This is a genomic window from Megamonas funiformis (assembly GCF_010669225.1).
GTDB classification, from domain to species: Bacteria; Bacillota; Negativicutes; order Selenomonadales; family Selenomonadaceae; genus Megamonas; species Megamonas funiformis.
Window position 1 is genome coordinate 1 of the sequence record NZ_CP048627.1, and the last position, 25200, is coordinate 25200.

Genomic DNA, 25200 nt, shown 5'->3' on the forward strand with positions numbered 1-25200 from the left:
ATGACGGATATTCAATTACAGGCAACTTGGGAAGAAATATTAAAAAATCTTGAAAATTCACTATCCACGCGAGTTTGTAATAATTGGTTAAAGCCATTAAAACCGATAAAACTCACTACAGAAATGTTAGAACTAGGTGCACCTAATGTCTTCACAAAAAATTGGGTAGAAAAATATTATTTACCATTTTTAACAGATTCTTGCTATGAAATCACTAAAGCACATTTAGAAATTTCCATCACTAATCTTGAAAGTACAAAAGACACAGAAACTATTTATCCAGATGAATTAAAACAACAACAATTAAAAAAACGCAATACTAGAGTTAGAACGAAGAAAAAAGCTACCAGTTTGGCACAATCTAATGATTTATTTCAGCCAACACTAACAGAAGCGATGCAACCACCTAGTGAAATGACAGAGACACCTCTTCCTATAAATCCTGGAGATAAATCTTCACTTAATCCTAAATATACTTTTGAAAGTTTTGTAATTGGTAATTCTAATAGTTTTGCTCATGCTGCAGCACTTGCTATTGCTGAAAATCCTGCAAAAGATTACAATCCATTTTTTATGTATGGTGGTGTAGGATTAGGAAAAACACATTTAATGCATGCAATAGGTCATAAAATTTTGCAAAAACATCCACAAAAAAGAGTGTTATACACAACTAGCGAAAAATTCACAAATGAATTAATTAATTCTATTAAAGATGGCACATCTGCTGCTTTCCGTCAAAAATATCGCAACATTGATGTATTACTTGTGGATGATGTTCAATTTTTGGCAAATAAAGAACGAATTCAAGAAGAATTTTTCCACACCTTTAATGCTCTAAAAGATGCTAATAAACAAATTATATTATCTAGCGATAGACCCCCTAAAGAAATAAAACCTTTAGAAGACCGTCTTTGTTCTAGATTTGAAGGTGGATTACTTGCAGATGTTCAAGCACCAGATTTAGAAACAAGAATTGCTATTTTAAAGAAAAAAACTTTAATGGATAATTTAGATGTACCTCTTGATGTCATGACATATATCGCTAGCCATATCGACAATAATGTTCGTGAATTAGAAGGCGCATTGACTAGAGTTGTAGCTTATGCGTCATTTAAACATTATCCTGTGACTAATGAATTAGCTGTTGATGTTTTAAAAAATACCATCACTAAACAGGAAACAACAGTTAAACAAGTGGATAAAGTTATCAACATAGCATTAATTCAAGAAACAGTTGCTAAATATTTCAAATTAACATTAGCAGATTTAAATGGAAAAAAACGCAATCGCAATATTGCTTTTCCTCGCCAAATAGCGATGTATTTAGCTAGAGAAATGACAGATGCTTCTTTACCGAGAATAGGTGGCAACTTTGGTGGTAGAGACCACACAACTGTTATGCATGCCCATGATAAAATCAAGAAACAATATCAAGATAATCCAAAAACAGCTAGCGTCATTGATGAAATACGTAAATTAATCACAAGTTAAAACTTATTAACAAGGGTTGTGGATAAGCTTGTTGATAAGCTGTGCATAACTTGTGTATAACTTGATAATATACACAACGATGTGGATATGTGGATAATTAGTCACAAAATATCCACAAGATATCAACAGGCATAAAGCCATATATCATAAGGTTTTAAGCCACTTATCAACATATCCACAGATACCTACTACTAATACTACTAAAATATAATATATATATAATATTAATAGAATAATAACATAGGAGTGGATAACTCATGAAAATCACCTGTGAAAAGAAAGAACTTGTACAAGCAATACAAACAGTTTTAAAAGCTGTACCAAGTAGACCACAAATGCCTATATTATCTGGCATATATATCAAAGCACATCAAAACTATATAGAATTACAAGGAACAGATTATGAAATCAGCATTATCTGTAAAATAAAAGCAATAATTGAAACAGAAGGTACTATCGTATTACCAGGAAAATATTTATACGAAGTTGTTCGTACTTTACCTGGTGAATATGTAGAAATAAAAAATAATGACAGTGATAACTCTGTAAACATTCGCTCTAATTCTGCACAATTTAATTTATTAAATATGCAAGAAAATGAATTCCCTGTTATTGAACCATTAAAAGGTCAAATTAATTTTAATTTAAAAAATGATATATTCTTAAATTTTATCAAAAAAACATCTTTTGCTTGTGCAACAGATGAATCAAGACCAGTATTTACAGGCTGTTTAATGGATATTACTGATGAAAATATCGTAATGGCGGCAACAAATATGCACAGATTAGCATTAATAAAAGGAAATATAAATTATATATCAGATAATAATATTAAAATAATTATTCCTGCAAAAATATTAAATGAATTTACACATATATTTAATTCTGAAATACCAACAGATATTCAAATTTCCTGTACACATAATAAAATAAGCTTTTCTTATGAAAATATATATGTAATTTCACGTCTAATTGAAGGTCAATTCCCAGATTATAACCGCGTTATTCCTAAAGAATTTAAAACACATGTAAATATTAATAAAAATGAATTCCAATCTGCTTTAGACCGTGTATCTTTAATATCTCGTTCTGGTGATTATAATATTATTCATTTTGAATTTGTGGATAACATTGTAAGAATTTCCTCAGATAATCCAAATATTGGTAAAGCAGAAGAAACAATAAATGTAGATATCGAAGGCCCTGGAATAAATATTTCTTTTAATGCTAAATATATTATAGATGTATTAAAAGCTATTGATGCTGAAAACTTTATTTTTTCCTTTAATCAACCATTAACAACAGCTTCTATTACGCAAAGAGATAATAAAAACTTTGTTTATGTTGTTACTCCTGTACGCACAAAGACTATGTAATCATTATGAAAATAGATTTATTAACATTATATAATTATCGTAATTATAATAATTTAAATTTAAAATTATCTTCAAATATAAATATTTTTACTGGTTTTAATGCACAGGGAAAAACAAATATAATTGAAGCTATATATTTTTCTTCTTTAGGTATATCTCATCGAACTCGCACTGAGGGTGATTTAATACTATGGGGTAAAGATGAAGCTAGTATAAATGTTAAATTTTCAAAAAGAAATATTAATTCTATATTAAAAATAATTTTAAAAAAGAATAAACGAAAAGAATTAAATTTTAATGGAGAAATTATTAAACAGAAAGATTTACCAGGATTATTAACAATGATATTATTTTCTCCAGAGGATTTAATGCTTATTAAGGGTTCACCCCTATTGAGAAGAAGGTTTATTGATATAGAATTATCTCAAATTAGTAGAATTTATTATAATGAATTAGTGCAATATAATAGATTATTATTACAACGCAATAATTTATTAAAAAAAATCCGTGAAAATAAAAAGCTTATACCTATGCTAGACACTTGGGATGAACAAATTGCAAAGACAGCAGCATTTATTGTGGAAAAAAGATTAAGGGGTATAGAAAAATTATCAAAATTAGCTCAAAAAATACATTATGAAATATCTCAAAAAATGGAAATACTTAATATAAGATATAATATCCATAATTATAAAAATGAGGCTTTAAATAGTTTCGATGATTTATTTAATTTTTATATACAAGCATTAAGTAAATATAGAGATAATGATATTTATAGGGGGTCTACAAGTATTGGACCACATAGAGATGACATTGATTTTTTCATCAATGATATTTCATTAAAATCTTTTGGCTCTCAAGGACAACAGCGTAGTTCTGTTTTATCTTTAAAATTAGCTGAATTAGAATTTTTAAAGCTTGAAACAGGAGAATATCCTATATTATTATTAGATGATGTGATGAGTGAATTAGATACGCGTAGAAGAGAAAATTTATTATCTTTATTGCAAGATAATAATGTGCAAACGTTAATTACAGCAACAGATATACATTTATTTAATGCCCACCCTAAAAATAAATTTTTCAAAGTAGAAAAAGGAATTGTCAGTGAATAAATGAGAAAGGCATATAATATTATTTATTATATGAATTAATAATATGAAAAGAGCATATTCAAATAATTTATTTGAGACTGGAAATACAATAATTCCTAAAACAATGAAAAATCTAGGTCTTTTAAAAGAGTATAAGAAAAACCAAATTTTTTACAAATGGGGGGATATAGTAGGCAAGGAAATAGAAAAACATATATCCCCTCAAGAAATAAATTTTGGTGTATTATATGTATATGCAAATTCGTCTGTATGGGCAAATAATTTTCAATATTTAAAGATAGAAATCATTGAAAAAATAAATGATTTTTTAGGGTATAAATTTGTTAAAGATATACAATTTACTAGATTGAGAAAGAAAAAAATAGATAATTATTCATCTGTTTTAGAAAGAAAGATTGATTTAGGAAAATATGTACGAAGAGTCCCAATAACAGATGAGGATTTAATATTAGCAGATACTAAAGTTCAACAAATAGAAGATGAAAATTTAAGGCAAAAATTAAAAACGATTTATTTAAAAAGTATACAATTAACAAGATTAAAAAAAGATTACGGGTGGATAGCTTGTAAGCGATGTGGCAGATTAACGCCAAAAGAAAAACCTATTTGTTTTAATTGTCTGCGAGAAATAAAAGAAGAAAAAGAAGCTACTATAATTGAAATATTTGAAGAAATGCCATGGGCTAATTATCAAGATATATCACAATATGTAGATTGTAATATGAATATGGTAAAAAAAATGCGTGATAAATTAATTCAAATGATAGCAAGTAAATTATCCCCCGATGATTATACTAGTGTGGAAGCTATAAAATTAGTTATGCTATATAAAGCTATTTCTCCAGAAAAATTAAATGAATATATAATAAAAGATACATTAAATAAATTACGTTTTGATATGGCTTTTTGGGATAATAATAAAATAAAAGTGAAGAGAAAATAAAAAAGATGTGTATATCTCTATAAAGATATACACATCTTTTTCTATTTATCCACTTATCCACAAGATGATATATATTTTTGTGGATAAACAGATGTTTTTTATCTATTTTTTGTGATTAATCAATAAATTTTTTAAATTTATCCACAGATGTATTCACAATTAATGTGGATGGAAAATTCACTTCAGTTAAAATTTGATGTACATATTTATGATTTCCAACATCATTTGCGATATGAGCATCACTGTTGATAATTAAATTAGTTTGATGTTGTGCACAATATTTTAGTAAGATTTTCATATTTTCACGAGAATTTAATCGTTCACCATCAGGTCGTACAGAGCTATTGTTGAGTTCTAAAAGAACATTATATTCTTTAGCAGCAAGAGCGAGTTTTTCATAATCAACAGGATAATAGCCATTATCAGGATGACCTATAATCTTTATTTTATCATGTTTCATAGCATTGATTATGGCAGATGTATTTTCTTCTTGGCTACCAGGTTTTATACATATATCATGAAGACTAGCAATACCGTAGTCTATTTTACTGAATGCTTTTGTGGATAAATCCATAGTTCCATCATAATCTATAATATTGATTTCAGCACCCATGCGAATTAGTAGGTCATCTTGTTTTCTAGGGATAACTTTAAAATTGTAAAAATATATTTCAGAACAAGTTCCAGGCATTTTATTTGTATGTTCTGTAATTCCCAATAATTTTAGACCTTTAGTTTTTGCACTATCAATCATTTCTTGAAGTGTGCTATAAGCATGACCACTAGCGATTGTGTGGGTGTGGACATCTAAGATATCAATCATTTGTAAGTCCTTCTTTCCTTATAATATAGTTTTATTTTGAAATATCTTTATAAGCCTGTCAATAAGTACTTTTGACTAAAAATATTGTATACATATATACATATATTTTTTCATTGATATTTTGTTTTATTATGATATAATAATTTTAGTTATGTAATATATGTATAAAATCTATAACAAAAAGTTATAGATTTTATTAAAGATGAGCCGATTGCCATAACATTTATATTTAAATTTACTAAGAAGGCTCTTTTATAATAGTATTTAGTATAAAGAGAACCAATGAAATGATAAGATTGGCTTATAGGAGGTCATAATAAATGTTTAAAAGAGTCTTAATTGCTAATCGTGGTGAAATAGCAGTACGTATCATACGTGCTTGTCAAGAAATGGGTATAGAAACTGTAGCTGTTTATTCTGATGAAGATGCAGATGCAATGCATGTAAGATTAGCAGATTATAGTTATAATATTGGTCCAGCTGATGCTAGTGAAAGTTATTTAAATATTGATGCTTTAATGGAAGCTGCTGAAAGAACAGAAGCAGATGCCGTTCATCCAGGATATGGATTTTTATCCGAAGATGCTGATTTTGCAGAAATGGTAACTAAAGCTGGAATGACATGGATTGGTCCATGGGCAGATACTATCCGTAAAGTTGGCGATAAAGATGAAGCTAGAGCTGCAATGATACCATCAGGTATTCCAATGTCAAAAGGTAGTACTCCATTGACTAGTGTAGAAGATGCTGTTGAACAGGCAAAAGATGTAGGCTATCCTATTATTTTAAAACCAGTAGCTGGTGGTGGTGGTAAGGGTATGCTTATCGCTAACAGCGAAGATGATTTAAGAAATATCTTAACTATCATTGATATAAATAAAGTAAAATATTATTTTGAACATTATATTGAACATTCTCGTCATATTGAAGTACAGATTGTAGCTGATAATTATGGTCATGTTATTCACTTAGGTGAACGTGAATGCTCTTTACAACGTCGTAATCAGAAATTATTAGAAGAATCTCCTTCTATTGCTTTAACTCCAGACCGTCGTGCCGAAGTTGGTGCTTTAGCTATTAAAGCAGCAAAAAGTGTTCATTACAATAATATTGGTACTGTAGAATTTTTACTTGATTTGAAAACAAATCAGTTTAATTTCATGGAAATCAATCCACGTATTCAAGTAGAACATGGTGTAACAGAAGCTGTTACAGGTATTGACCTTGTGCGTACACAAATTCGTATAGCAGCTGGTGAATCTTTAGATTTACAACAAGAAGATGTAAAATTCACAGGTCATGCTATTGAATGTCGTATCAATGCTGAAGACCCAGATAATAACTTCATGCCATCTCCAGGAAAAATTGATTTCTTCTTAGAACCTGGTGGACCTCGTGTTCGTGTAGATAGTGGTGTTTGTGCAGGCCTTTCCATATCTCCATATTATGATTCTTTGATTGCAAAAATCGTAGTACGCGGACGTACTCGTGGTGATGCTATTAAAATTATGCGTCGTGCTTTAAATGAATTTAAAGTTGGTGGCATCAAAACAACAATACCACTTCATCAACGTATTTTGAAAAATGAATACTTCTGCACAGGTGATATTGATACAAGATTTATTAGAAATCATTTCTCTAAATATGTACAACCAATGACACCTGCACAGTTGAAAGCTTCTAAGACAGCTAAAACTGAAAAAGAAATTATTAATGCTATAAATGCAAGTATGTATTATGCTTAATTTATAAAAATATATAGTAATATACCTAGCCCTGATAACAGAGATAAATTGTTATCAGGGTTTTTTTATTGACAAAATAAATAAAAATGATAAATAATGAATTAATTCAATTTATATTTAGGAAAGGTAAAGGTGGAGATAATGAGTAATTCTCGTGTAAGAATTATTAAAGACCCAGAAGAGAGAAAACAAGAAATCATAGAAGCAGCCTTACATTTATTTTCCCAAAAGGGATATGAGCATACAACTATACAAGATATTGCTAAATATTTAAATATATCTCAAGGATTATGTTATCGTTATTTTAAATCTAAAGCGGAGATATTCACAGCAACTGCTGAATTTTATGCACAGCAGATTTTAATTCAAATAAGACAACCTTTTCCTGAAAATATGAAAGCAATTGATAAATTTAATGTTACGATAAAAAGACTTTTTCAATATATTATCAAACATGGTGAGTTTGAAGCTAATAGTGAAGTAAGTGCCTTACGTGCAGATAGATTAGATAGTATTTCCAGACAGATTATAGAAGTAATCATACCGATAATTAAGCAAGGTAATGAAGAAAAGATATTTAATTGTCATGATATAGAAAGAACGACTAAGATTTTTATTTTTGGTTTGGTGCATACTTTTCATGAAGAAATGCCTAAGCGAAATATAAAAAATTATATTAAGTCTTTTTTAGAGTATTTAAAGACAAATTTAGTATTGATTTTAAATATAAAAGAACCTGAATTACTAGGTGAAGGTTGGGAAAACATTTTATAGATATAGATGTAAAAAACTAGGTGTTATATTATATCAACACTTAGTTTTTTTATTTGACGGTATAGTTTATTTGTAGTAATATTTAAATGAATGAATTTATTCATTTATGAGATGAGATGATAAAATTTGTTATTATATTAGGATTTTTCTGATATTATATAAGTGATGAATAAAATAGAAATGAATATAGAAGGAGGGATTTATGATGAAGAAAATATTTTTTGTGCTATGTTTGTTATTATCTTTATATTTATGCACAGGTTGTGGAAAAAATGAACAAGTTGTGGATAACACTGTTTATGTAAAAACACAGACAATTGATTATGGTGCAAGTAGTAATGAAGATAATTATGCAGGTGTAGTTAAAGGTCGCTATGAAACTAATTTGGCTTTTCAAGTTAGTGGAAAAATATTATCTAGAAATATAAATTTAGGAGATAGAGTATCAGCAGGAGATGTCTTGATGGTCATTGATGATAAAGATATTAGACAGAGTGTAAATGCCTATGATGCTCAAGTGGAAGCTGCTAAATCGCAATTGAATTTAGCACAATCTAATCTTGCTAGATATGAACAGTTATATGCAGCTAATGCAGTTAGTGCTCAATCTTTAGATCAATATCAAAATGCTTATGATAGTGCTTTATCAGCATATAATCAAGCTGTAGCTCAAGCGACACAAGGATATAATTCTTTGGGTTATACACAATTAGTCGCAAATGCAAATGGTGTTATTTCTAGTGTAAGTGGTGAAACTGGTCAAGTCGTAAGTGCAGGTCAGACTGTAGCTGTACTTATTCAAGATGGAGAAAGAGAAATTGAAATATCCATTCCTGAAAATAAAATTCAAGATATAAGCATAGGCCAAAATGCGACAGTTGATTTTTGGGCTTTAAAAGGCACTACTGTTCAAGGTGTAGTCAGAGAACTATCACCGATAGCTGATGCCGTAGCAAAGACTTATAAAGTTAGAATTAGCCTTGTAAATCCTCCATCTGATATTCAATTAGGTATGACTGCAAATGTTATATTTACAGGAGCAAATAATGGTGATACAAATATTAGTTTGCCATTGAGTGCATTGTATCAAGTGGAAAATAAAACTCAAGTTTGGATCGTCAATGATGCTTCTTGTGTGGAATTAAAAGATATAAATGTAATATCTTTGGGAAAAAATGATGTGATTGTCAGTGGATTAAATAAAGGTGATGTAGTAGTAACAGCAGGTGTGCATAAACTTTATGAAGGGCAATCAGTAAAATTAGCGGATGGTGATACTTTATGAGAAATTTAACAGAAGTATCATTAAAAAATAAAAATCTAGTCTGGTACTTTATCGTTGTGATTTTTTTTGCAGGAATTTTTTCCTATACGAAATTGGGACGAATGGAAGATCCTTCATTTACGATTAGACAAATGGTAGTATCTGTAGCTTGGCCAGGAGCGACAGCTTCACAGATGGAAGAACAAGTTACAGATAAGATTGAGAAAAAATTGCAAGATACACCAGGTCTTGATTATGTAAAAAGTTTTTCGCGTTCAGGCGAAGCTGTTATCTATGTAAATTTACGTGATGATATAGATAATGACAAGATACGACCTACATGGCTTGAAGTTCGCAATATGGTTGATGACATAAAAAAGGATTTACCAGAAGGCGTTTATGGGCCATATTATAATGACCGATTTGATGATGTATATGGTTCTATATATGCTATCACAGGTGATGGTTATTCTTATGAAGAAATGCGTGAAAAGGCAGAAAAAATAAGACGTATCTTATTGACTGTGGATAATGTCAGCAAAGTAGAACTTGTAGGTGAACAGCCTGAAAAAATATATATAGAAGCTTCATTAGATAAGCTTTCTGAATTGGGTATTAGTCCTCAAGATATCATGCAAGCAGTGCAGACTCAACAACAAATGACACCTGCGGGCATGATTGAAACTCAAACAGATAATGTATATTTACGTTTAAGTGGTCAATTCGCTGATGTGGATATGCTCAAAGAAATGCCTATCAATGCTGGGGGCAAAATTTTGCGTTTGGCAGATATAGCCAAAGTAGAACGCAGATATGTAGAACCAGCAGAACCAAAGATGTTTTACAATGGAAAACCAGCTATAGGTCTTGCTGTTTCCATGGAAGCTGGAGGTAATATTTTAACTCTAGGTGATAATCTACAAAATACTATTGAAGAAGTGCAAAAATATATACCTACAGGTTTAGAGATAAATCAAGTATCTAATCAGCCTCAAGTGGTAAAAGACTCAATAGATGAATTCGTAGGTTCCCTGCGAGAAGCAATTATCATCGTATTGGCAGTCAGTTTTTTGAGTTTAGGACTCAGAACAGGTATGGTAGTTGCAGGTTGTATACCTCTTGTTATTTTAGGCGTATTTGTTGCTATGGAAGCTTTGGGTATAGATTTGCATAAGGTTTCTTTGGGAGCGTTGATTATTTCCTTAGGTTTATTAGTGGATGATGCTATTATTGCTGTAGAAATGATGAGTGTAAAACTTGAAGAAGGTTTAGATAGATTTAGTGCTGCTTGTTATGCGTATAAAGCGACAGCTATGCCAATGCTTAGCGGTACACTAATTACTTGTGCAGGCTTTATACCTGTAGCTTTTGCCGATGGATTAGCATCTGAATTTTGTAGTGCGTTATTCCCTGTAATTGCCATAGCTTTGATTTTATCGTGGATTGTATCTGTAATGGTAGCTCCATTATATGGTTATAAAATAATTAAAGTTAAAGTAAAAAAAGATGAAAAGGGAAATGTAGACCCATATCAAAGTAAATTTTATACATTTTTTAGAAAGATATTATGTTATTGCTTAACACATAAAAAAATAATATTATCTAGCACAGTGGTTATATTCGCTATTTCTATTTATTGTATGAAATTTATAAGTCAAGAATTTTTCCCACCATCTCAAAGACCAGAGCTTGTAGTAGAACTTACTTTGCCAGAAGGTTCATCTATAAAGGCAACGGAAGAACAAGCTGAAAAATTAGCAGCTATTTTAAGTGAAGAACAAGATGTAATAGATAATTTTGCTTATTATACAGGTCAAGGCTCTCCACGTTTTGTATTGACTTTTGACCCTGTATTACCAAAAGATAATTATGCTCAATTTGTAATTACAGCAAAAGATGTAGAAGCTAGAGAATATTTAAATCAAAAATTATTTAAAATCTTAAATGAAGATTTTCCAGCAGTACAATCAAATATTAAATTTTTACAAATGGGGCCACCTGCTGATTATCCTGTAATGATTAGAGTTTCAGGATATGATGTGGATAAGGTAAAAAATATAGCTGATGAAGTGGCTATGAAGATGCGCCAAGATAGTAATATTTACAATGTAAATTTTGATTGGCAAGAAAAAGCAAAAACACTTCATTTAGAATTAGACCAAGATAAATTGAGAGCAATGGGTATATCTAGTCAAATGGTTGCCCAGACTTTATATACAGAGCTTACAGGAGCAACAGCTGCTCAATTTTATCAAGGTGATAGAACCATTGATATAGTTATGCGATTATCTGATGACGATAGAGATAATCTGGAAAAAGTGCGCAATTTACCGATTTATTTAGGGCAATATGGATATGTACCACTTGAACAGATTGCTAAAATTAGTTATCGTGCAGAAGATGGTGTTATTTGGCGTCGTGATTTAAAACCTACAATCACTGTTCGTGGTAGTATTTATCAAGGAACAGCCAATGATGCAACTGAAAAAATATATAATCAATTAGCTGATTTACAAAAAGATTTACCATTTGGTTATAGCATTGAACCAGATGGAGCTATGTCGGATAGTCAAACAGCCATGGAACATTTGTTAAAACCTATACCTGTGATGGTCATAGCGGTTATTACTATATTGATGTTCCAGTTGAGAAGTGTACAGTTAATGATAATGACTGTACTTACAGCTCCGCTTGGCTTAATTGGTGTTAGCTTTGGTATGTTATTGTTTGATAAACCAATTGGGTTTGTTGCAGTATTAGGTATCTTGGCTTTATTTGGTATGATTATTCGTAACTCAATTATCTTGATTGACCAGATAAAGAAACATATGCTTGATGGTGAAAAACCATGGAATGCTATTATTGATTCTGCTGTATTGCGCTTCCGTCCAATAATGCTTACAGCAGCAGCGGCAATACTAGGAATGATGCCACTTGTACCAAGTACGCTTTGGGGCTCTATGGCAATTGCTATTTCTTGTGGTTTAGTAGTCGCTACGATTTTAACTTTGCTCATTTTGCCAACAATGTATGCAGCATGGTTTAAAATCACACCAGATAGTGAAAATAAATTGAAACAGAAATAAAATGTTTCACGTGAAACAAAAAAGTGCAAGTAGGAAATTTCTTACTTGCACTTTTTCATTTATTTAATTAGCAAATCTTTTACGAGGTTTTCTACTAATTGGTGGTTTGAGATACATTAAGGCACTTGTTATGAACATCAAAATTCCAGCGAAAATAAAGACGAATTTTAAACCAAAGAAAGTGCCGATAAAGCCACCAACTAATGGGCCAATAGTTGAACCAATTTGTTGGGCTGCAAACATCAAACCAAAAATACGCCCACGTTGTTCGGCTGGACTTTTTTTAACTAAAATAGAATTGATTGATGGATATACACCAGCATAAAATAGACCACAAACAAACTGCAAAATAGCAAATGGAGTAAGCGTGCTAGGTATGGATTGAATGATTAAAATAAAACCTGTACCAGCAAGGGTTATACACATAGTACGGAAAAATCCATGCGATTGACCATATCTACCCCAAAGCGGTGCGGAAATAGCTCCAGCAAAACCACCTAAAGAAAAGACCATACCAGATAACATGATAACATTATCCATGCTATGATGTAGTTCAGCTACATATAATGTTAATATAGGCTGAAGAATTAAAATTGCCATTTGGATAACAACAGCACATTCAAGCATACGTCTAATCATAGGCACTTTTAATAAATTTACTTTTTCTGCTTCTTTAGCTAATGCTAATTGTTCAGGTGTTTTAGCTTCACGAGGTGGTTCTTTAATGAAAATTAAGGTAATTAAAGTAATCAAAGCGAGAGCACCTGCGGAGATAAAGAAGGAAACTCGCATACCAAATACACTGGCTAATACGCCACCGAGTAATGGGCCAATAACTCCGCCAGCAGTTAAAGCACCTTGCATTACGCCCATACAAAAACCGAGCTTTTCTTTGGGAGCATAAGAGGACATAATAGCAAGTTCAGCAGGCCAAAGTCCAGCGGCAAAACCTTGGAGAATACGAGCAAACATTAATTGAATAGGAGAGCTAACGATACCACAGATGAAATAAGTAATAGCAAGACCTACTCCAGCACGTACTGCCATTGGTTTTCGCCCTTTTTTGTCAGATAATTTGCCCCAGATAGGAGCCATAACAGCACTAACGATGAATGTTACGGAAAATATAATGCCTGACCACATATTTACATTGTCAGATGTTACACCTAATTCATTAATTAAATACATAGGTAAAAATGGAATGAGCATAGTATAACTAGCTGACATCAGTACAACATTGCAAGTCAAAATGGCTAAAACAGCTTTCCAATTCAATTAAATCAATCCTTTCGTAATAATTTCATAGTTTATTAATTATTTTTATAAAAAAATAATTAAATATCTAAGATGATTATACATCAAAAGGTATAAATTAAAAAGCTACTATAGACGAAAAATATTCTTTGGGCTACAATTAATTATAGATTAATAAATAAGGACGTGATATTGTGTATAAATTAGCACCATCATTATTAGCAGCTGACTTTGGTATTATAAAAGAACAATTAGCCAAATTAGATGAAGCAAAAGTCCCTTATCTTCATTTAGATATTATGGATGGGGTTTTTGTACCTAATTTATCTTTCGGTCTTGCTGTTGTTGAGTCTATTCGCAAATATACAAAAATGGTTTTTGATGTGCATTTGATGATTATAGAACCAGAACGTTATGTAGAACAGTTCGCTAAAGCTGGTACAGATATTTTCTGTTTCCATATTGAAGCGACTAAAGATGCAAAAGCTACAGTAGATAAAATAAAAAAATATGGTATGAAAGCAGCTATCGCTGTAAAACCAGCAACACCAATAAGTGAAATAAAAGATTTATTAGGTGAATTAGATATGGTCTTAGTAATGACTGTAGAACCAGGTTTTGGTGGTCAAAAATTCATGGAAGACCAGATGGAAAAAGTAAAAGAATTAGTAAAACTTCGTGAAGAGAATAATTATAAATATGATATTGAAGTTGATGGTGGTGTAAATCCTGAAACAATAAAAACATGTTTTGCTTCTGGTGCAAATGTAATTGTAGCAGGTTCTGCCGTTTTAGGAGCAAAGGATATTTCTGCAAGAGTAGAAGAATTTGCTCAAATTGCCAAAGAATATAATATTTAATTTTTATCATAAAAAAACGTATTATCCATAAAAGATAATACGTTTTTTATTTGAATTATTTAATTTGCAACAGTATCTGTAATTGTGTTTTCAGTTACTGGTTGGCGATTTTTTTGACCTGTCCAACCATATTTGATTGTGAGAGTTGTTATACCTGCGATTAACATAAATAATGCCATAGCAAAATATCCAAGGTCAAAAGAACCTGTTTCTGTTTTGATGAAGCCCATCATATAAGGACCAACCCAACCACCAAGATTACCACAGGAATTGATAAGACCGATAGCACCAGCAGCTGCAGGGCCTGTTAAGAATGTAGTAGGAACTGTCCACCATACGCCCATAGAAGCATAGATACCGATAGCGGATAAGCAGATTAAAAATAATGCTACAGAAGGATTACTAGCAAATGGGCTAAGTCCAAGACCAATAGCGCCGATGAACATGGCAATAGCTACATGCCAAACTTTATCACCTGTTTTAGTAGATGTATAACCTGCGATTATTTGTACGATTAAAGCTACAGTCATAGGGATAGCGATAGCGCCACCTAATAGAGAAGTTGACCAACCGGAAAGGCTTTTTAATACAGTTGGCATCCAGAAGTTGAAGCCCCAGAAACCAATTACCCACATGAAATAGATAAAGCAAAGTTTTAAAACTTTTTTATCAGTAAAAGCTTGCATAACAGTATATTTTTTTACTTTTTGTAAACGAGCTTGTTCAACTTCAAAAGCTTCTGTTAAATATTTTTTCTCAGCATCATTGAGCCAAGATACTTGATCTGGTCTATCTTTAACCCAGAAGAAGAATACTACAGTAAAGAGGAGAGCAGGAACAGCTTCTAAGATGAATAATTCTTGCCAACCATGCATACCTAAAATAGAAGTATTTAATAAAACACCAGCTAAAGGAGCACCGATAATAGTAGATAATAATAGCGAAGTAAGCATTAAGGAAGTAGCACGAGCTCTTTCTTTTGGTGTGAACCAACGAGGGAATAATACAGAATAAATAACAGGATAAAGACTTGCTTCAGATGCACCAAGTAAGAAACGATAGATATAAAATTCAGTTTGAGTAGACATGAAAGCCATGAGAACGCAAACGAGACCCCATGTGAACATGATACGGGCAATCCATTTACTAGCAGAATATTTAGCAGCGATAAGAGAACCAGGAATTTCTAAAAGTAAGTAACCCATGAAGAAAATACCAGCACCAGCTCCAAAGATTTCAGGTGTAAGCCATGGTAAATCTTCAGTCATAGTCAAAGCTGCATAAGCTATATTTACACGATCGATACAAGCGATGATTGAAACTAAGAATATAGGTAAAATAATATGTAAATCACGCTTTCTTTTTAAACTTGCAAAATTGATTTGTTCCATTGTTAAAACCTCCTAATAAAATATTTTGTGTAAAACTAAGTATAAATACAAAAAACCTCCGCCCCATAAAGGGACGGAGGTTATATTTCCGCGGTACCACCCTGATTTTGTCTTAATTATAGACAACAGCTCTCAACGTACATCATAATACGCGTTTCTTATAACGTAGAACAAACGTTTTAGCTTACTGGATTTCAGCTAAAATCTTCAAGGATGATTTTCATTTTTCTTTTGGCTACCACTTTTCAGCAAAATAGTGGCTCTCTGTAAGCTTTAAGGAAAAATTACTTGTTCCTATCTCTAGATTTATACTTTATTTTATATTTACAAATTTACAAAACTCATTGTAGATTAATATAATCTTATATTGCAAAATTGTCAATAGTTTTTTTAAAATAATTTATGATAAAATAAATAAATAATAAAAATTACAGAAAGTAGGCTGAAAAAATGGATAGTAGAAATTTACAATTAGCACATAATCTCATAAATTATTCTGTGCGTTTACAAAAAGGCGAAAAACTTTTAATTGAATTGATTGATGAAGGTATGGAGCTTGCACAAGCTTTGATACAAGAAGCTTATAAAGTAGGCGGTATACCATTTTTAACTATAAAAAATTTGAAAATGCAACGTGAATTATTATTAAATGCTACAACAGAGCAAATGAAGCTTTGTGCAGAATATGAATCACTTCGCATGAAAAACATGGACGCATATATTGCTATTCGTGGCAGTGAAAATGTAAGTCAATTGAGTGATGTGCCAGCAGATAAAATGGAAATTTATTCTAAATATTGGATGAAGCCAGTGCATAGTGATATACGCGTGCCAAAAACAAAATGGTGTGTTCTTCGTTATCCAAATGGTTCTATGGCACAGCTTGCAAATATGAGTACAGATGCTTTTACTGATTTTTATTACAATGTTTGCAATTTAGATTATGCTAAAATGGGTAAAGCTATGGATAGCCTAGTTAAACGCATGGATAATGCTGATAAAGTCAGAATTAAAGGCAAAGGAACAGATATAACTTTTTCTATCAAAAATATGCCAGCTGTTAAATGTGCAGGTGATTGTAATATTCCAGATGGTGAAGTGTATACAGCTCCAATTAAAGACAGTGTAAACGGAACAATCACATATAATACACCATCAATTTATCAAGGTACTACTTTTGAAAATGTATCTTTTACTTTTGAAAATGGTAAGATAGTAAAAGCTACAGCAAATCATACAGAGGCTTTAAATAAAATTTTGGATACTGATGAAGGTGCAAGATATATAGGGGAATTCTCCTTTGGTCTAAATCCATATGTAACTTTCCCTATGAAAGACATCTTATTTGACGAAAAAATAAGTGGTAGTTTACATTTCACTCCAGGTTGTGCTTATGAAGATGCAGATAATACAAATCGTTCAGCTGTTCACTGGGATTTAGTTTTAATTCAGACTCCTGAATATGGTGGAGGAGAAATTTATCTTGATGATGAATTAATTCGCAAAGATGGTCGATTTGTTGTGGAAGATTTACTCTGTTTAAATCCTGAGAATTTAAAATAACAAGTAAAACATAATTAGTAAGAAAACAAGGTACTACAAGGGTTTTAGTAGTATCTTGTTTTTTTGCAAAAAATCAAAATATTATATATAGTACTTCTTTGTTTACATATTTTGACATTTTTTATTAGATATTGTAAAATTGCCAATAAGAAAAATTAAATCCGTAATATCTCTAAATATGTCCAGCGTCCTGGAGGTGTCGATGTTGTTTTACGATGGTATAAAAGTATACATGCAGAATGGTAAATTAGACGATGTAGAGATAGCTTATTATATTAATAAAATAAGGAAAACACATAAGGGTAAAATCCTAAAACGTATATCTTTTATTTTAGGCGAAGGATATATTGATTTAAGATACATGTTCCAATCTTATCCTTTTGAAAGAATATGGCGAATTTCTACAAAAGATAGACTTATTGAATCTGTTGTATAAAGAGAAGAACTGTAAACAAATGATTGTATATTTTTCATTTGGTTGCAGTTCTTTTTTTATGTTAAGGTGAAGTTAAAAGAAATAAAAGTAGGTGAGAAAAATGACAGAACAGAAAAGAATATTGATTGCAGTGATGATAACATCATTCATAGGTCCATTTATGGGAAGTTCAGTAAATATCGCTGTTCCAGCCATGGCTGAAAATTTTAACATGATGCCAGATGAGTTGACTTGGGCTGTTACAGCTTTTTTAATTGGTTCAGCAGCCACTTTATTACCCTTTGGTCGTTTAGCTGATATAAAAGGACGCAGAAGAATATATCTACAAGGATTGGCTTGTATTTGTGCTACTACTTTAGTCTGTGCAGTAGTGCAAAACTTTTTAGCTTTTATCTTTGTGCGATTTTTACAGGGATTGTCCATGTCAATGATTTTTGGTACAAGTATGGCATTACTGGTCTCTTGTTGTGGTGCTGAAAATCGTGGTAAGACGATAGGTTTATCAGCAGCATGTGTATATTCAGGTGTTTCATTAGGGCCTTTTATTGGTGGTTTTATCACAGATTATTTGGGCTGGAGAATGATTTTTTGGCTTACTGGTATAGCTTTATTGATAAATTTCTTTTTGATTTTTAAGGTGAAAACTGATTGGTATGGAGCAAAAGATAAAAAATTTGACTATATTGGTAGTATTATTTATCTAGTGATGATAGTTTTATTTTTATATGGATTATCAGATTGGACAATACATGAATTTGTTCATTATATGCCATTTATAGCCTTTATTTTATTTTTATTATTTATATATGAGCAGAAAAAAGTTGCTTCGCCACTTGTAGATTTATCTATTTTTAGAAATACAGTGTTTACCATGTCAAATATAGCCGCTTTAATTCATTATAGTGCGACTTTTGCTTTAGGTTTTGTATTATCTTTATATTTGCAATTAGTCAGAGGTATGGATGCTTTTACAGCTGGAGGATTTTTATTGATACAACCATTTATTATGACGATTGTTTCTCCTAAAGCAGGAGCATTGTCTGATAAATTCTCATCAAGACTTATTGCTTCTTTAGGTATGGGTATGATGATGATAGGATTATTTGCTTTTTCTTTTTTTGATAAAGATACATCATTTTATCTGATTGGTATAAATTTAGCCTTTATTGGTTTAGGCTTTGGTTTATTTGCTTCACCGAATAATAATGCCATTATGGGAGCTGTAGAGGCAAAATTTTATGGAGTGGCGTCTTCGATTTTGGCAGTAATGCGCCTTACAGGGCAAGCGATAAGCATGTCATTAGTAACCTTGCTATTATCTATTTTTACTGCTGAAGCGATAGAAAGTAATTATGTAGATATACTTTTACACAGTTTTAAATATATATTTATTTTATTTGGCTTTTTATGTATTATAGCCCTATTTGCTTCTTTGATGAGAGGTAAAGAAAATGTTAAAGAATAGTTAAATAATAGCTTGCGTTAGCATTTAGACAATGATATAATTAAGAAGTTATGTTAATAACGAGTTCCGCTTAGCGGAATTAATCCCTGCCCATTTGTGGGCCGATAGTCCAAAGAGGAGGTGATTTCGTGAGAAAGTACGAAGTCGTATTTATTATTAGACCAATGGAAGAAGAAGCAACTAATGCTGTTATCGAAAAGTTCTCTAACTTAATCGTTGCCAATGGCGGTACTATTGACAAAGAAGATCGTTGGGGCAAAAAACGTTTGGCTTATGAAATTAAAGACTGCACTGATGGTTTCTATTGCTTATTTGAATACACAGCAGAACCAGCTTGCTCTGCAGAACTTGATCGTGTAATGAAAATTACTGATGAAGTATTAAAACATATGATCGTTAGAGAAGACGAAAAATAATTATAAAGATTTGCCAGGGAGGAAATTACCATGAATAAGGTAATATTAGCAGGGCGTCTTGTGCGTGACCCAGAAGTACGTTACACGCAGACAGGAAAAGCGGTGGCAAGCTTTACTTTAGCTGTGAACCGTAGATTTAGTCGTAGTGCTGATCAACAACAAACAGCAGATTTTATTCCTATCGTAGTATGGGATAAATTAGCTGAAGTATGTGGCAACAATTTAGTAAAAGGCAGTCAAGTCTTGATTGAAGGTCGCATTCAGATTCGCAGTTATGATGCACAAGATGGAAGTAAACGCTATGTTACTGAAGTCATAGCCCAAGAACTTGAGTTTATGGGTTCTAGACCAACAAATGCTCCAGCACCAACACAGCAATTCGGTGGTGCACAAATGCAGACTTCATCTCCAATGATGGGTGGAGCAGCAGCATCTTTCGGTTCTGAAGTACCCCCTGACGAAGAAATACCATTTTAAGGAGGGTAACAACATTGGTTAAACGCGATAGAAACAGAAGACCAAAAAGAAAAGTTTGTAGCTTCTGCGCTGATAAAATCGAACATATCGATTATAAAGACGTAGCAAAACTCCGTCGTTTCATTACAGAACGTGGTAAAATTTTACCTCGTCGTATTTCCGGTAACTGTGCTTGCCACCAACGTCAAGTAACAGTTGCAATTAAAAGAGCTCGTAACATCGCTCTTTTACCTTTCACAGCTGAATAATTTAGCGATAATTAAGCCGATATCATTTGATATCGGCTTTTTTGCATTTAAAAATAATTTTTTAACATATAACTGAAATCGTGTTGAGCATAGTCTTGCCAAAATTGTTCATATGTTTCTGGTTTTTTTGTAGGTTTATGCAAGCGAGGGCTTTTTTCAATAGATTTTTGAAAATCTTTAGCAAAATAGATTAAATCTTCTTTAGCTTTAGTAAATAATGATTTGCCATTTTGCGTATTGATTAATAACATAGAAATACCTTTATCATCATCAATATCTTCGCTGTTTACATTATCAGAGAAGTAATTCCAAAAATCGCCGATAGTTAAATCACTTACTCTATCTAAATTCGTATAAGCACAATTATAGCAGGAACTCCTGAGGAAATTTCCCTTTAAAAATCCTTTGATATATTCATTAGTATCTTTATAAGAAATATCTTTTTTGTTGTCATCAAATTTGGCGATTACTTGATAGCGACGCCAGCCTGGTTTTTCACGAAATTTAAAATCAATGACATTGGCATTATGTGTGGATTTTAAATGATTTAGATAATCTTTGAATATCTGTGGTGAAGGCACACCATGGCAAAGTAAATCAACTGTGAATAATTGACCTACATAGCGTTTTTTGAGAAAAGCATATAGACCAGCAACTTGGCAAGGTGTACCGGAAAATAATACTTTTTCGCCTTGAAGTAATAATTTACGGATATCCTTATATGTTGTTCCAATAAAACTCTGTACATATTTAGAGCCAATTAATAAAGGATAATCTTCGATTTTATTGATGATGATATGTTTGGATTTTAAATCATCAGTCAAAGTTGAGCCACAAACATAAAAATTTTGGGATAGTGCTTGTAGCATTAAAGCGGTAAATAATCCTCCTGAAGCTGCCTGTTGACGCTTTTGCGGATTTTTATGCCAGCAAGCATAGATTTCAGTTAAGTTTTCTTCATTATGTGGTTTGAAGTATACGGGGCAAGATTTATGGCATAATCCACAATTAATACATTTTTCGTTGTCGATTTGAGGTTGCCAAAAACCTTGCTTGTCGGTGATTACTTGTATTGCATTTTTAGGGCAGATATTTTGACAAGATAAACAACCAGTACAACTATTTTTTGAGCACAGCATAAGTAAAACCTCCTTGTTATACCAAAATAGCCAAGATAGATGATGACTATCTTGGCTATTTATGTACACACAATTTTTAGTTATCAACACGACAAATGTCTGCACCTAATCCACATAATTTTTCTACGAGATTATCGTATCCTCTATCAATATGATGAATATAAGATACTTCAGTTTCGCCATTAGCAACTAAACCAGCAAGTACCATGGCAGCTCCAGCACGTAAGTCTGTAGCTTTTACTTGACAACCATTTAATGAAGGAACACCTTCAACAATAGATGTGCGTCCATCAACTTTAATACAAGCTCCCATGCGTTTTAATTCATCTACATGCATAAAACGATTTTCAAATACAGTCTCTGTAACAAGACCTGTACCATCAGCAATAGTGAGCATTGCCATAAATTGAGCTTGCATATCTGTAGGAAATCCTGGATATGGTAGAGTTTTAATATCGATAGCTTTGGGGCGCTTGTTACAGCTAACACGGATACCATCGATATCTTCTTCAATTTTAACTCCTGCTTCATTTAATTTTGCAATAACAGGTTTTAAATGTTCACTAATAGCATTTTCTATATAGATATCTCCGCCAGTCATGGCTACAGCCACCATATAGGTTCCAGCTTCAATTCGGTCAGGAATAATTGTGTAGTTATGACCAATTAATTTTGGCACACCTGTAATTTTGATCACATTTGTACCAGCACCGCGAATTTTAGCTCCCATGATGTTTAAGAAATTAGCTAAATCGATAATTTCTGGTTCTTGAGCAGCATTTTCGAGTATAGTTTGACCTTCAGCCATACATGCTGCCATGATGATATTTTCTGTAGCACCGACACTTGGGAAATCAAGATAAATACTAGTTCCTTTTAGCCCATTTGGTGCAGTAGCACTGATAAAGCCGTGTCCGATTTCGATTTCAGCTCCAAGAGCTTCAAAACCTTTGAGGTGTAAATCGATAGGTCTAGTACCAATAGCACAGCCACCAGGCATGGAAATTTTAGCTTTTCCATAACGTGCTAATAGAGGTCCCATAATAACAAAGGAAGCTCTCATTTTACGTACTAAATCATATGGTGCATCAACTGTTTTTAAAACAGTACTATCAACAAACAATGTATGTTGTTGACGATTGAAATCAACTTTAGCACCAAGCTGACGCAGAACTTCAGCGATTGTGCAGACGTCGTTTAAATAAGGTACTTCGTCTAAAACACATGGCTTATCCTGGGCCAGAAGAGTTGCTGCAATAATAGGCAGTACAGCGTTTTTTGCACCGCTAATTTTTACACGACCATGCAATTCATGACCGCCATGTATAATCAACTTTTCCAATTTTCATCCTCCACAAGACTTATATCTTTATTATTTTATCATTTACCTTTATGTATAGCAATAAGAAATTATATATATTATCTATAGACAAAGTGATTTAGAGTAAAAATAAAAAAGCTCTATTAATTTTTTGATAACTAATAGAGCTTTTAGATATATTTTATTTTTTAGCTACTTTTTGGCTATAAACGATAATTGCTCCGATAAAGAGAACAGGTAGAATATAATTCATATATTCAGTTAAAGATAACAAGAAATTACCAATGATTTTATCATGAAGTATCATACTAGCAGAAGTATAAGCTAAGATAGCAGAGCCAAGAGTGATGAGGATAGGTAATCTATCCATTAAGTTGGAAATGATTTGGCTACCCCATACAACGATAGGAATACTAATAGCCAAACCTAATAATACAAGCACCATATTACCATGAGCAACACCAGCGATAGCCAATACATTATCTATGCCCATAGCAGCATCAGCAATGATAATTGTTTTGATAGCAGTGGCAAAACCAGTAGAAGCACTAAGAGAATTTGTATCTTCAAGATTGTGTTTTTCCGGTTTTAACAATTTGAAAGCTATTGGCAATAAGATAAGACCGCCGATTGCTTGTAGAAAAGGAATGGTTAATAAATATGTTGCAATTAAAGTCATGATAGCACGAATTATTACAGCACCGGCAGTACCAATATAAATGGCACGTTTACGCATGTTTTCTGGTAATTTACGAGAAGCCATAGCAATGACTACAGCGTTATCACCAGCTAATACTAAATCAAGTAAGATAATAGAACCTAAAGCTAATAAAAATTGAGTAGATAAGATTTCCATAAATTGCTCCTTCCATTAAAAGTCTTTTGAACACAAAAAAAGACTTTTAATACACACATGAATTATATGCGTATTAAAAGTCTCACTTATCGAAAATAATCGACGTTATTGCCAGAAGCGATTGCTACAGTGATTGTTGACAATAACACAAGGAAGTTACTCCCTTTTAATATCGTTATTATTATAATAGATAAATATAAAATCTGTCAATGAGAATAGAAATAATTTATTTTAAAAAGTAATGATTATTTATTTGATGATAATTGTAAACATTCATCAATTACTTCTTGCATTTCTGGTGGTATGAATTTGTTTTTATGATAAACAATATTAAATTGACGTTTAAATACAAGTTCAGGCATAGTAAAAGTTTTTAATTTGCCTTCTTTTAATTCATCTTTGATAGCTTCAGTGGAGATTACAGAAACACCTAAACCGCTGATGACAGCTTTTTTTATAGCTTCCATACTATTGTAAATACCAGCAGTTTGATAATAAATATTATGTCTGTGCATTACTTGTTCAAATAATTCACGAGTTCCACTGCCTGTTTCACGAACGAAAAATCTTAGTTTTGTTAAATCTTCAAGAGTGATTTCTTTATCAGCTAATGGGTGATTTTGTCCAATGATAAAGACTAATTCATCATTCATAAAAGGTTTAGTAATCAAGTATTCAGAATGGATTTCACCTTCAACTAAAGCTAAATCTAAGCTATCATTTAAAAGCATTTCTTCAAGCTCAGAGGTGTTATGAATTTCTGAAAAGATTTCTTTGCCAGAACCATTATGGGAAATATGCTGAATTAAATCAATGAGAAAATTACTGCCGATGGTGATACTAGCACCAATGCGAAGATGATATACTTCATTAAATGCACGCATAGCTTGTTCTGTTTGAGCGTTCAGATTGATCAAATTGCGAGAATAACGTAATAATCTACGACCTGCCTCTGTAATAAAAATGCGACGACCTAAACGTTCAAATAGAAGTGTTTGATAATGTGCTTCTAATTCTTGAATAACTTGACTAACAGATGGTTGAGTCATATGAAGTTTTTTGGCAGCAGCAGTAATACCATTTTCTTCACAAACTTTAATAAATATAGCTAAATGTCTAAGTGTCATTATTACTCCTCTTTGTATTTATAAAATCTA

At 31.9% G+C, this 25200-nt stretch carries 22 protein-coding genes and 1 other annotated feature; of the genes, 15 read left to right on the plus strand and 7 right to left on the minus strand.

Annotated features, from left to right (window positions below):
* The 4 genes from dnaA (at position 1) to GXM21_RS00020 (ending at position 4925) form a co-directional block, all read left to right on the plus strand.
* Complete coding sequence (gene dnaA, locus GXM21_RS00005) at positions 1 to 1491, plus strand: chromosomal replication initiator protein DnaA (protein WP_008539228.1); 1491 nt, start codon at positions 1 to 3, stop codon at positions 1489 to 1491.
* Positions 1492 to 1748: 257 nt separating this feature from the next.
* Positions 1749 to 2867 carry a DNA polymerase III subunit beta gene (gene dnaN / locus GXM21_RS00010; protein WP_008539227.1) on the plus strand — a complete coding sequence of 373 codons (1119 nt, stop codon included), beginning with the start codon at positions 1749 to 1751 and terminating at the stop codon, positions 2865 to 2867.
* Between the two features lie 5 nt (positions 2868 to 2872).
* A complete protein-coding gene (gene recF, locus GXM21_RS00015; protein ID WP_008539225.1) occupies positions 2873 to 3982 on the plus strand; it encodes a DNA replication/repair protein RecF in 1110 nt (369 codons plus the stop codon).
* 43 nt (positions 3983 to 4025) lie between these two features.
* On the plus strand, positions 4026 to 4925 hold the full coding sequence (locus tag GXM21_RS00020; protein ID WP_008539223.1) for a DciA family protein: 900 nt from the start codon (positions 4026 to 4028) through the stop codon (positions 4923 to 4925).
* Between the two features lie 115 nt (positions 4926 to 5040).
* Here the strand turns inward: GXM21_RS00020 and GXM21_RS00025 are convergent, their stop codons facing one another.
* Entirely contained in the window at positions 5041 to 5748 is a 708-nt protein-coding gene (locus GXM21_RS00025) for a phosphatase (protein WP_008539221.1), read from the minus strand.
* Between the two features lie 320 nt (positions 5749 to 6068).
* Here GXM21_RS00025 and GXM21_RS00030 point away from each other — a divergent pair, with 320 nt between their 5' ends.
* The 4 genes from GXM21_RS00030 to GXM21_RS00045 all read left to right on the plus strand — a co-directional run bounded on the left by GXM21_RS00030 (position 6069) and on the right by GXM21_RS00045 (position 12617).
* Positions 6069 to 7493: an acetyl-CoA carboxylase biotin carboxylase subunit gene (locus GXM21_RS00030; protein WP_008539219.1), complete on the plus strand. Its 1425-nt coding sequence runs from the start codon at positions 6069 to 6071 to the stop codon at positions 7491 to 7493.
* Positions 7494 to 7634: 141 nt separating this feature from the next.
* Positions 7635 to 8267, plus strand: a complete 633-nt coding sequence (locus tag GXM21_RS00035; protein ID WP_008539218.1) for a TetR/AcrR family transcriptional regulator — start codon at positions 7635 to 7637, stop codon at positions 8265 to 8267.
* Positions 8268 to 8469: 202 nt separating this feature from the next.
* Complete coding sequence (locus GXM21_RS00040) at positions 8470 to 9552, plus strand: efflux RND transporter periplasmic adaptor subunit (protein ID WP_008539217.1); 1083 nt, start codon at positions 8470 to 8472, stop codon at positions 9550 to 9552.
* A complete protein-coding gene (locus GXM21_RS00045) occupies positions 9549 to 12617 on the plus strand; it encodes an efflux RND transporter permease subunit (protein ID WP_008539216.1) in 3069 nt (1022 codons plus the stop codon). The genes GXM21_RS00040 and GXM21_RS00045 overlap by 4 nt, the downstream gene beginning before the upstream one ends.
* 63 nt (positions 12618 to 12680) lie before the next feature.
* Here GXM21_RS00045 and GXM21_RS00050 read toward each other — a convergent pair whose 3' ends face one another.
* Positions 12681 to 13892 (minus strand): MFS transporter, encoded by a 1212-nt coding sequence (locus tag GXM21_RS00050; protein ID WP_008539215.1) that lies wholly within the window; start codon positions 13890 to 13892, stop codon positions 12681 to 12683.
* A 173-nt stretch (positions 13893 to 14065) separates the two neighbouring features.
* Here GXM21_RS00050 and rpe point away from each other — a divergent pair, with 173 nt between their 5' ends.
* Positions 14066 to 14731 carry a ribulose-phosphate 3-epimerase gene (gene rpe / locus GXM21_RS00055; RefSeq protein WP_008539214.1) on the plus strand — a complete coding sequence of 222 codons (666 nt, stop codon included), beginning with the start codon at positions 14066 to 14068 and terminating at the stop codon, positions 14729 to 14731.
* Between the two features lie 59 nt (positions 14732 to 14790).
* On the opposite strand, the gene GXM21_RS00060 is transcribed toward rpe, so the two are convergent.
* On the minus strand, positions 14791 to 16122 hold the full coding sequence (locus GXM21_RS00060; RefSeq protein WP_008539213.1) for an MFS transporter: 1332 nt from the start codon (positions 16120 to 16122) through the stop codon (positions 14791 to 14793).
* A 66-nt stretch (positions 16123 to 16188) separates the two neighbouring features.
* Positions 16189 to 16432, minus strand: a binding site (T-box leader).
* Between the two features lie 140 nt (positions 16433 to 16572).
* Between GXM21_RS00060 and GXM21_RS00065 the strand changes: the two genes are divergently transcribed.
* The 6 genes from GXM21_RS00065 (at position 16573) to rpsR (ending at position 20727) form a co-directional block, all read left to right on the plus strand.
* Positions 16573 to 17685 carry an aminopeptidase gene (locus tag GXM21_RS00065; RefSeq protein ID WP_008539212.1) on the plus strand — a complete coding sequence of 371 codons (1113 nt, stop codon included), beginning with the start codon at positions 16573 to 16575 and terminating at the stop codon, positions 17683 to 17685.
* Between the two features lie 202 nt (positions 17686 to 17887).
* A complete protein-coding gene (locus GXM21_RS00070) occupies positions 17888 to 18121 on the plus strand; it encodes a hypothetical protein (RefSeq protein WP_008539210.1) in 234 nt (77 codons plus the stop codon).
* A 100-nt stretch (positions 18122 to 18221) separates the two neighbouring features.
* On the plus strand, positions 18222 to 19586 hold the full coding sequence (locus tag GXM21_RS00075) for an MFS transporter (RefSeq protein WP_008539209.1): 1365 nt from the start codon (positions 18222 to 18224) through the stop codon (positions 19584 to 19586).
* A gap of 128 nt (positions 19587 to 19714) precedes the next feature.
* The gene (gene rpsF / locus GXM21_RS00080) at positions 19715 to 20002 is read left to right on the plus strand and encodes a 30S ribosomal protein S6 (protein WP_008539208.1); all 288 of its coding nucleotides are present in this window, start codon (positions 19715 to 19717) and stop codon (positions 20000 to 20002) included.
* 30 nt (positions 20003 to 20032) lie between these two features.
* A complete protein-coding gene (locus GXM21_RS00085) occupies positions 20033 to 20479 on the plus strand; it encodes a single-stranded DNA-binding protein (RefSeq protein WP_008539207.1) in 447 nt (148 codons plus the stop codon).
* Positions 20480 to 20493: 14 nt separating this feature from the next.
* Positions 20494 to 20727, plus strand: a complete 234-nt coding sequence (rpsR, locus tag GXM21_RS00090) for a 30S ribosomal protein S18 (RefSeq protein WP_008539206.1) — start codon at positions 20494 to 20496, stop codon at positions 20725 to 20727.
* Between the two features lie 47 nt (positions 20728 to 20774).
* Here the strand turns inward: rpsR and GXM21_RS00095 are convergent, their stop codons facing one another.
* The 4 genes from GXM21_RS00095 to GXM21_RS00110 form a co-directional block, all read right to left on the minus strand.
* Complete coding sequence (locus GXM21_RS00095) at positions 20775 to 21866, minus strand: Coenzyme F420 hydrogenase/dehydrogenase, beta subunit C-terminal domain (protein ID WP_008539205.1); 1092 nt, start codon at positions 21864 to 21866, stop codon at positions 20775 to 20777.
* A gap of 76 nt (positions 21867 to 21942) precedes the next feature.
* Positions 21943 to 23208 carry a UDP-N-acetylglucosamine 1-carboxyvinyltransferase gene (gene murA / locus GXM21_RS00100; protein ID WP_008539204.1) on the minus strand — a complete coding sequence of 422 codons (1266 nt, stop codon included), beginning with the start codon at positions 23206 to 23208 and terminating at the stop codon, positions 21943 to 21945.
* Positions 23209 to 23368: 160 nt separating this feature from the next.
* Positions 23369 to 24043, minus strand: coding sequence for a TerC family protein (locus GXM21_RS00105; protein ID WP_008539203.1), 675 nt, complete (start codon positions 24041 to 24043; stop codon positions 23369 to 23371).
* Between the two features lie 245 nt (positions 24044 to 24288).
* Positions 24289 to 25170, minus strand: coding sequence for a LysR family transcriptional regulator (locus GXM21_RS00110; RefSeq protein WP_008539202.1), 882 nt, complete (start codon positions 25168 to 25170; stop codon positions 24289 to 24291).
* Positions 25171 to 25200 lie beyond the last annotated feature (30 nt).

Bases quoted from the DNA above. Each gene is read 5' to 3' on its own strand.
- GXM21_RS00065 (WP_008539212.1), top strand. From the start codon at position 16,573: ATGGATAGTAGAAATTTACAATTAGCACATAATCTCATAAATTATTCT.
- GXM21_RS00035 (WP_008539218.1), top strand. From the start codon at position 7,635: ATGAGTAATTCTCGTGTAAGAATTATTAAAGACCCAGAAGAGAGAAAA.
- GXM21_RS00060 (WP_008539213.1), bottom strand. From the start codon at position 16,122: ATGGAACAAATCAATTTTGCAAGTTTAAAAAGAAAGCGTGATTTACAT.
- GXM21_RS00020 (WP_008539223.1), top strand. From the start codon at position 4,026: ATGAAAAGAGCATATTCAAATAATTTATTTGAGACTGGAAATACAATA.
- GXM21_RS00095 (WP_008539205.1), bottom strand. From the start codon at position 21,866: ATGCTGTGCTCAAAAAATAGTTGTACTGGTTGTTTATCTTGTCAAAAT.
- GXM21_RS00070 (WP_008539210.1), top strand. From the start codon at position 17,888: ATGTTGTTTTACGATGGTATAAAAGTATACATGCAGAATGGTAAATTA.
- GXM21_RS00105 (WP_008539203.1), bottom strand. From the start codon at position 24,043: ATGGAAATCTTATCTACTCAATTTTTATTAGCTTTAGGTTCTATTATC.
- GXM21_RS00040 (WP_008539217.1), top strand. From the start codon at position 8,470: ATGATGAAGAAAATATTTTTTGTGCTATGTTTGTTATTATCTTTATAT.
- GXM21_RS00085 (WP_008539207.1), top strand. From the start codon at position 20,033: ATGAATAAGGTAATATTAGCAGGGCGTCTTGTGCGTGACCCAGAAGTA.
- GXM21_RS00110 (WP_008539202.1), bottom strand. From the start codon at position 25,170: ATGACACTTAGACATTTAGCTATATTTATTAAAGTTTGTGAAGAAAAT.
- dnaN (WP_008539227.1), top strand. From the start codon at position 1,749: ATGAAAATCACCTGTGAAAAGAAAGAACTTGTACAAGCAATACAAACA.
- GXM21_RS00025 (WP_008539221.1), bottom strand. From the start codon at position 5,748: ATGATTGATATCTTAGATGTCCACACCCACACAATCGCTAGTGGTCAT.
- GXM21_RS00075 (WP_008539209.1), top strand. From the start codon at position 18,222: ATGACAGAACAGAAAAGAATATTGATTGCAGTGATGATAACATCATTC.
- GXM21_RS00030 (WP_008539219.1), top strand. From the start codon at position 6,069: ATGTTTAAAAGAGTCTTAATTGCTAATCGTGGTGAAATAGCAGTACGT.
- recF (WP_008539225.1), top strand. From the start codon at position 2,873: ATGAAAATAGATTTATTAACATTATATAATTATCGTAATTATAATAAT.
- GXM21_RS00045 (WP_008539216.1), top strand. From the start codon at position 9,549: ATGAGAAATTTAACAGAAGTATCATTAAAAAATAAAAATCTAGTCTGG.
- dnaA (WP_008539228.1), top strand. From the start codon at position 1: ATGACGGATATTCAATTACAGGCAACTTGGGAAGAAATATTAAAAAAT.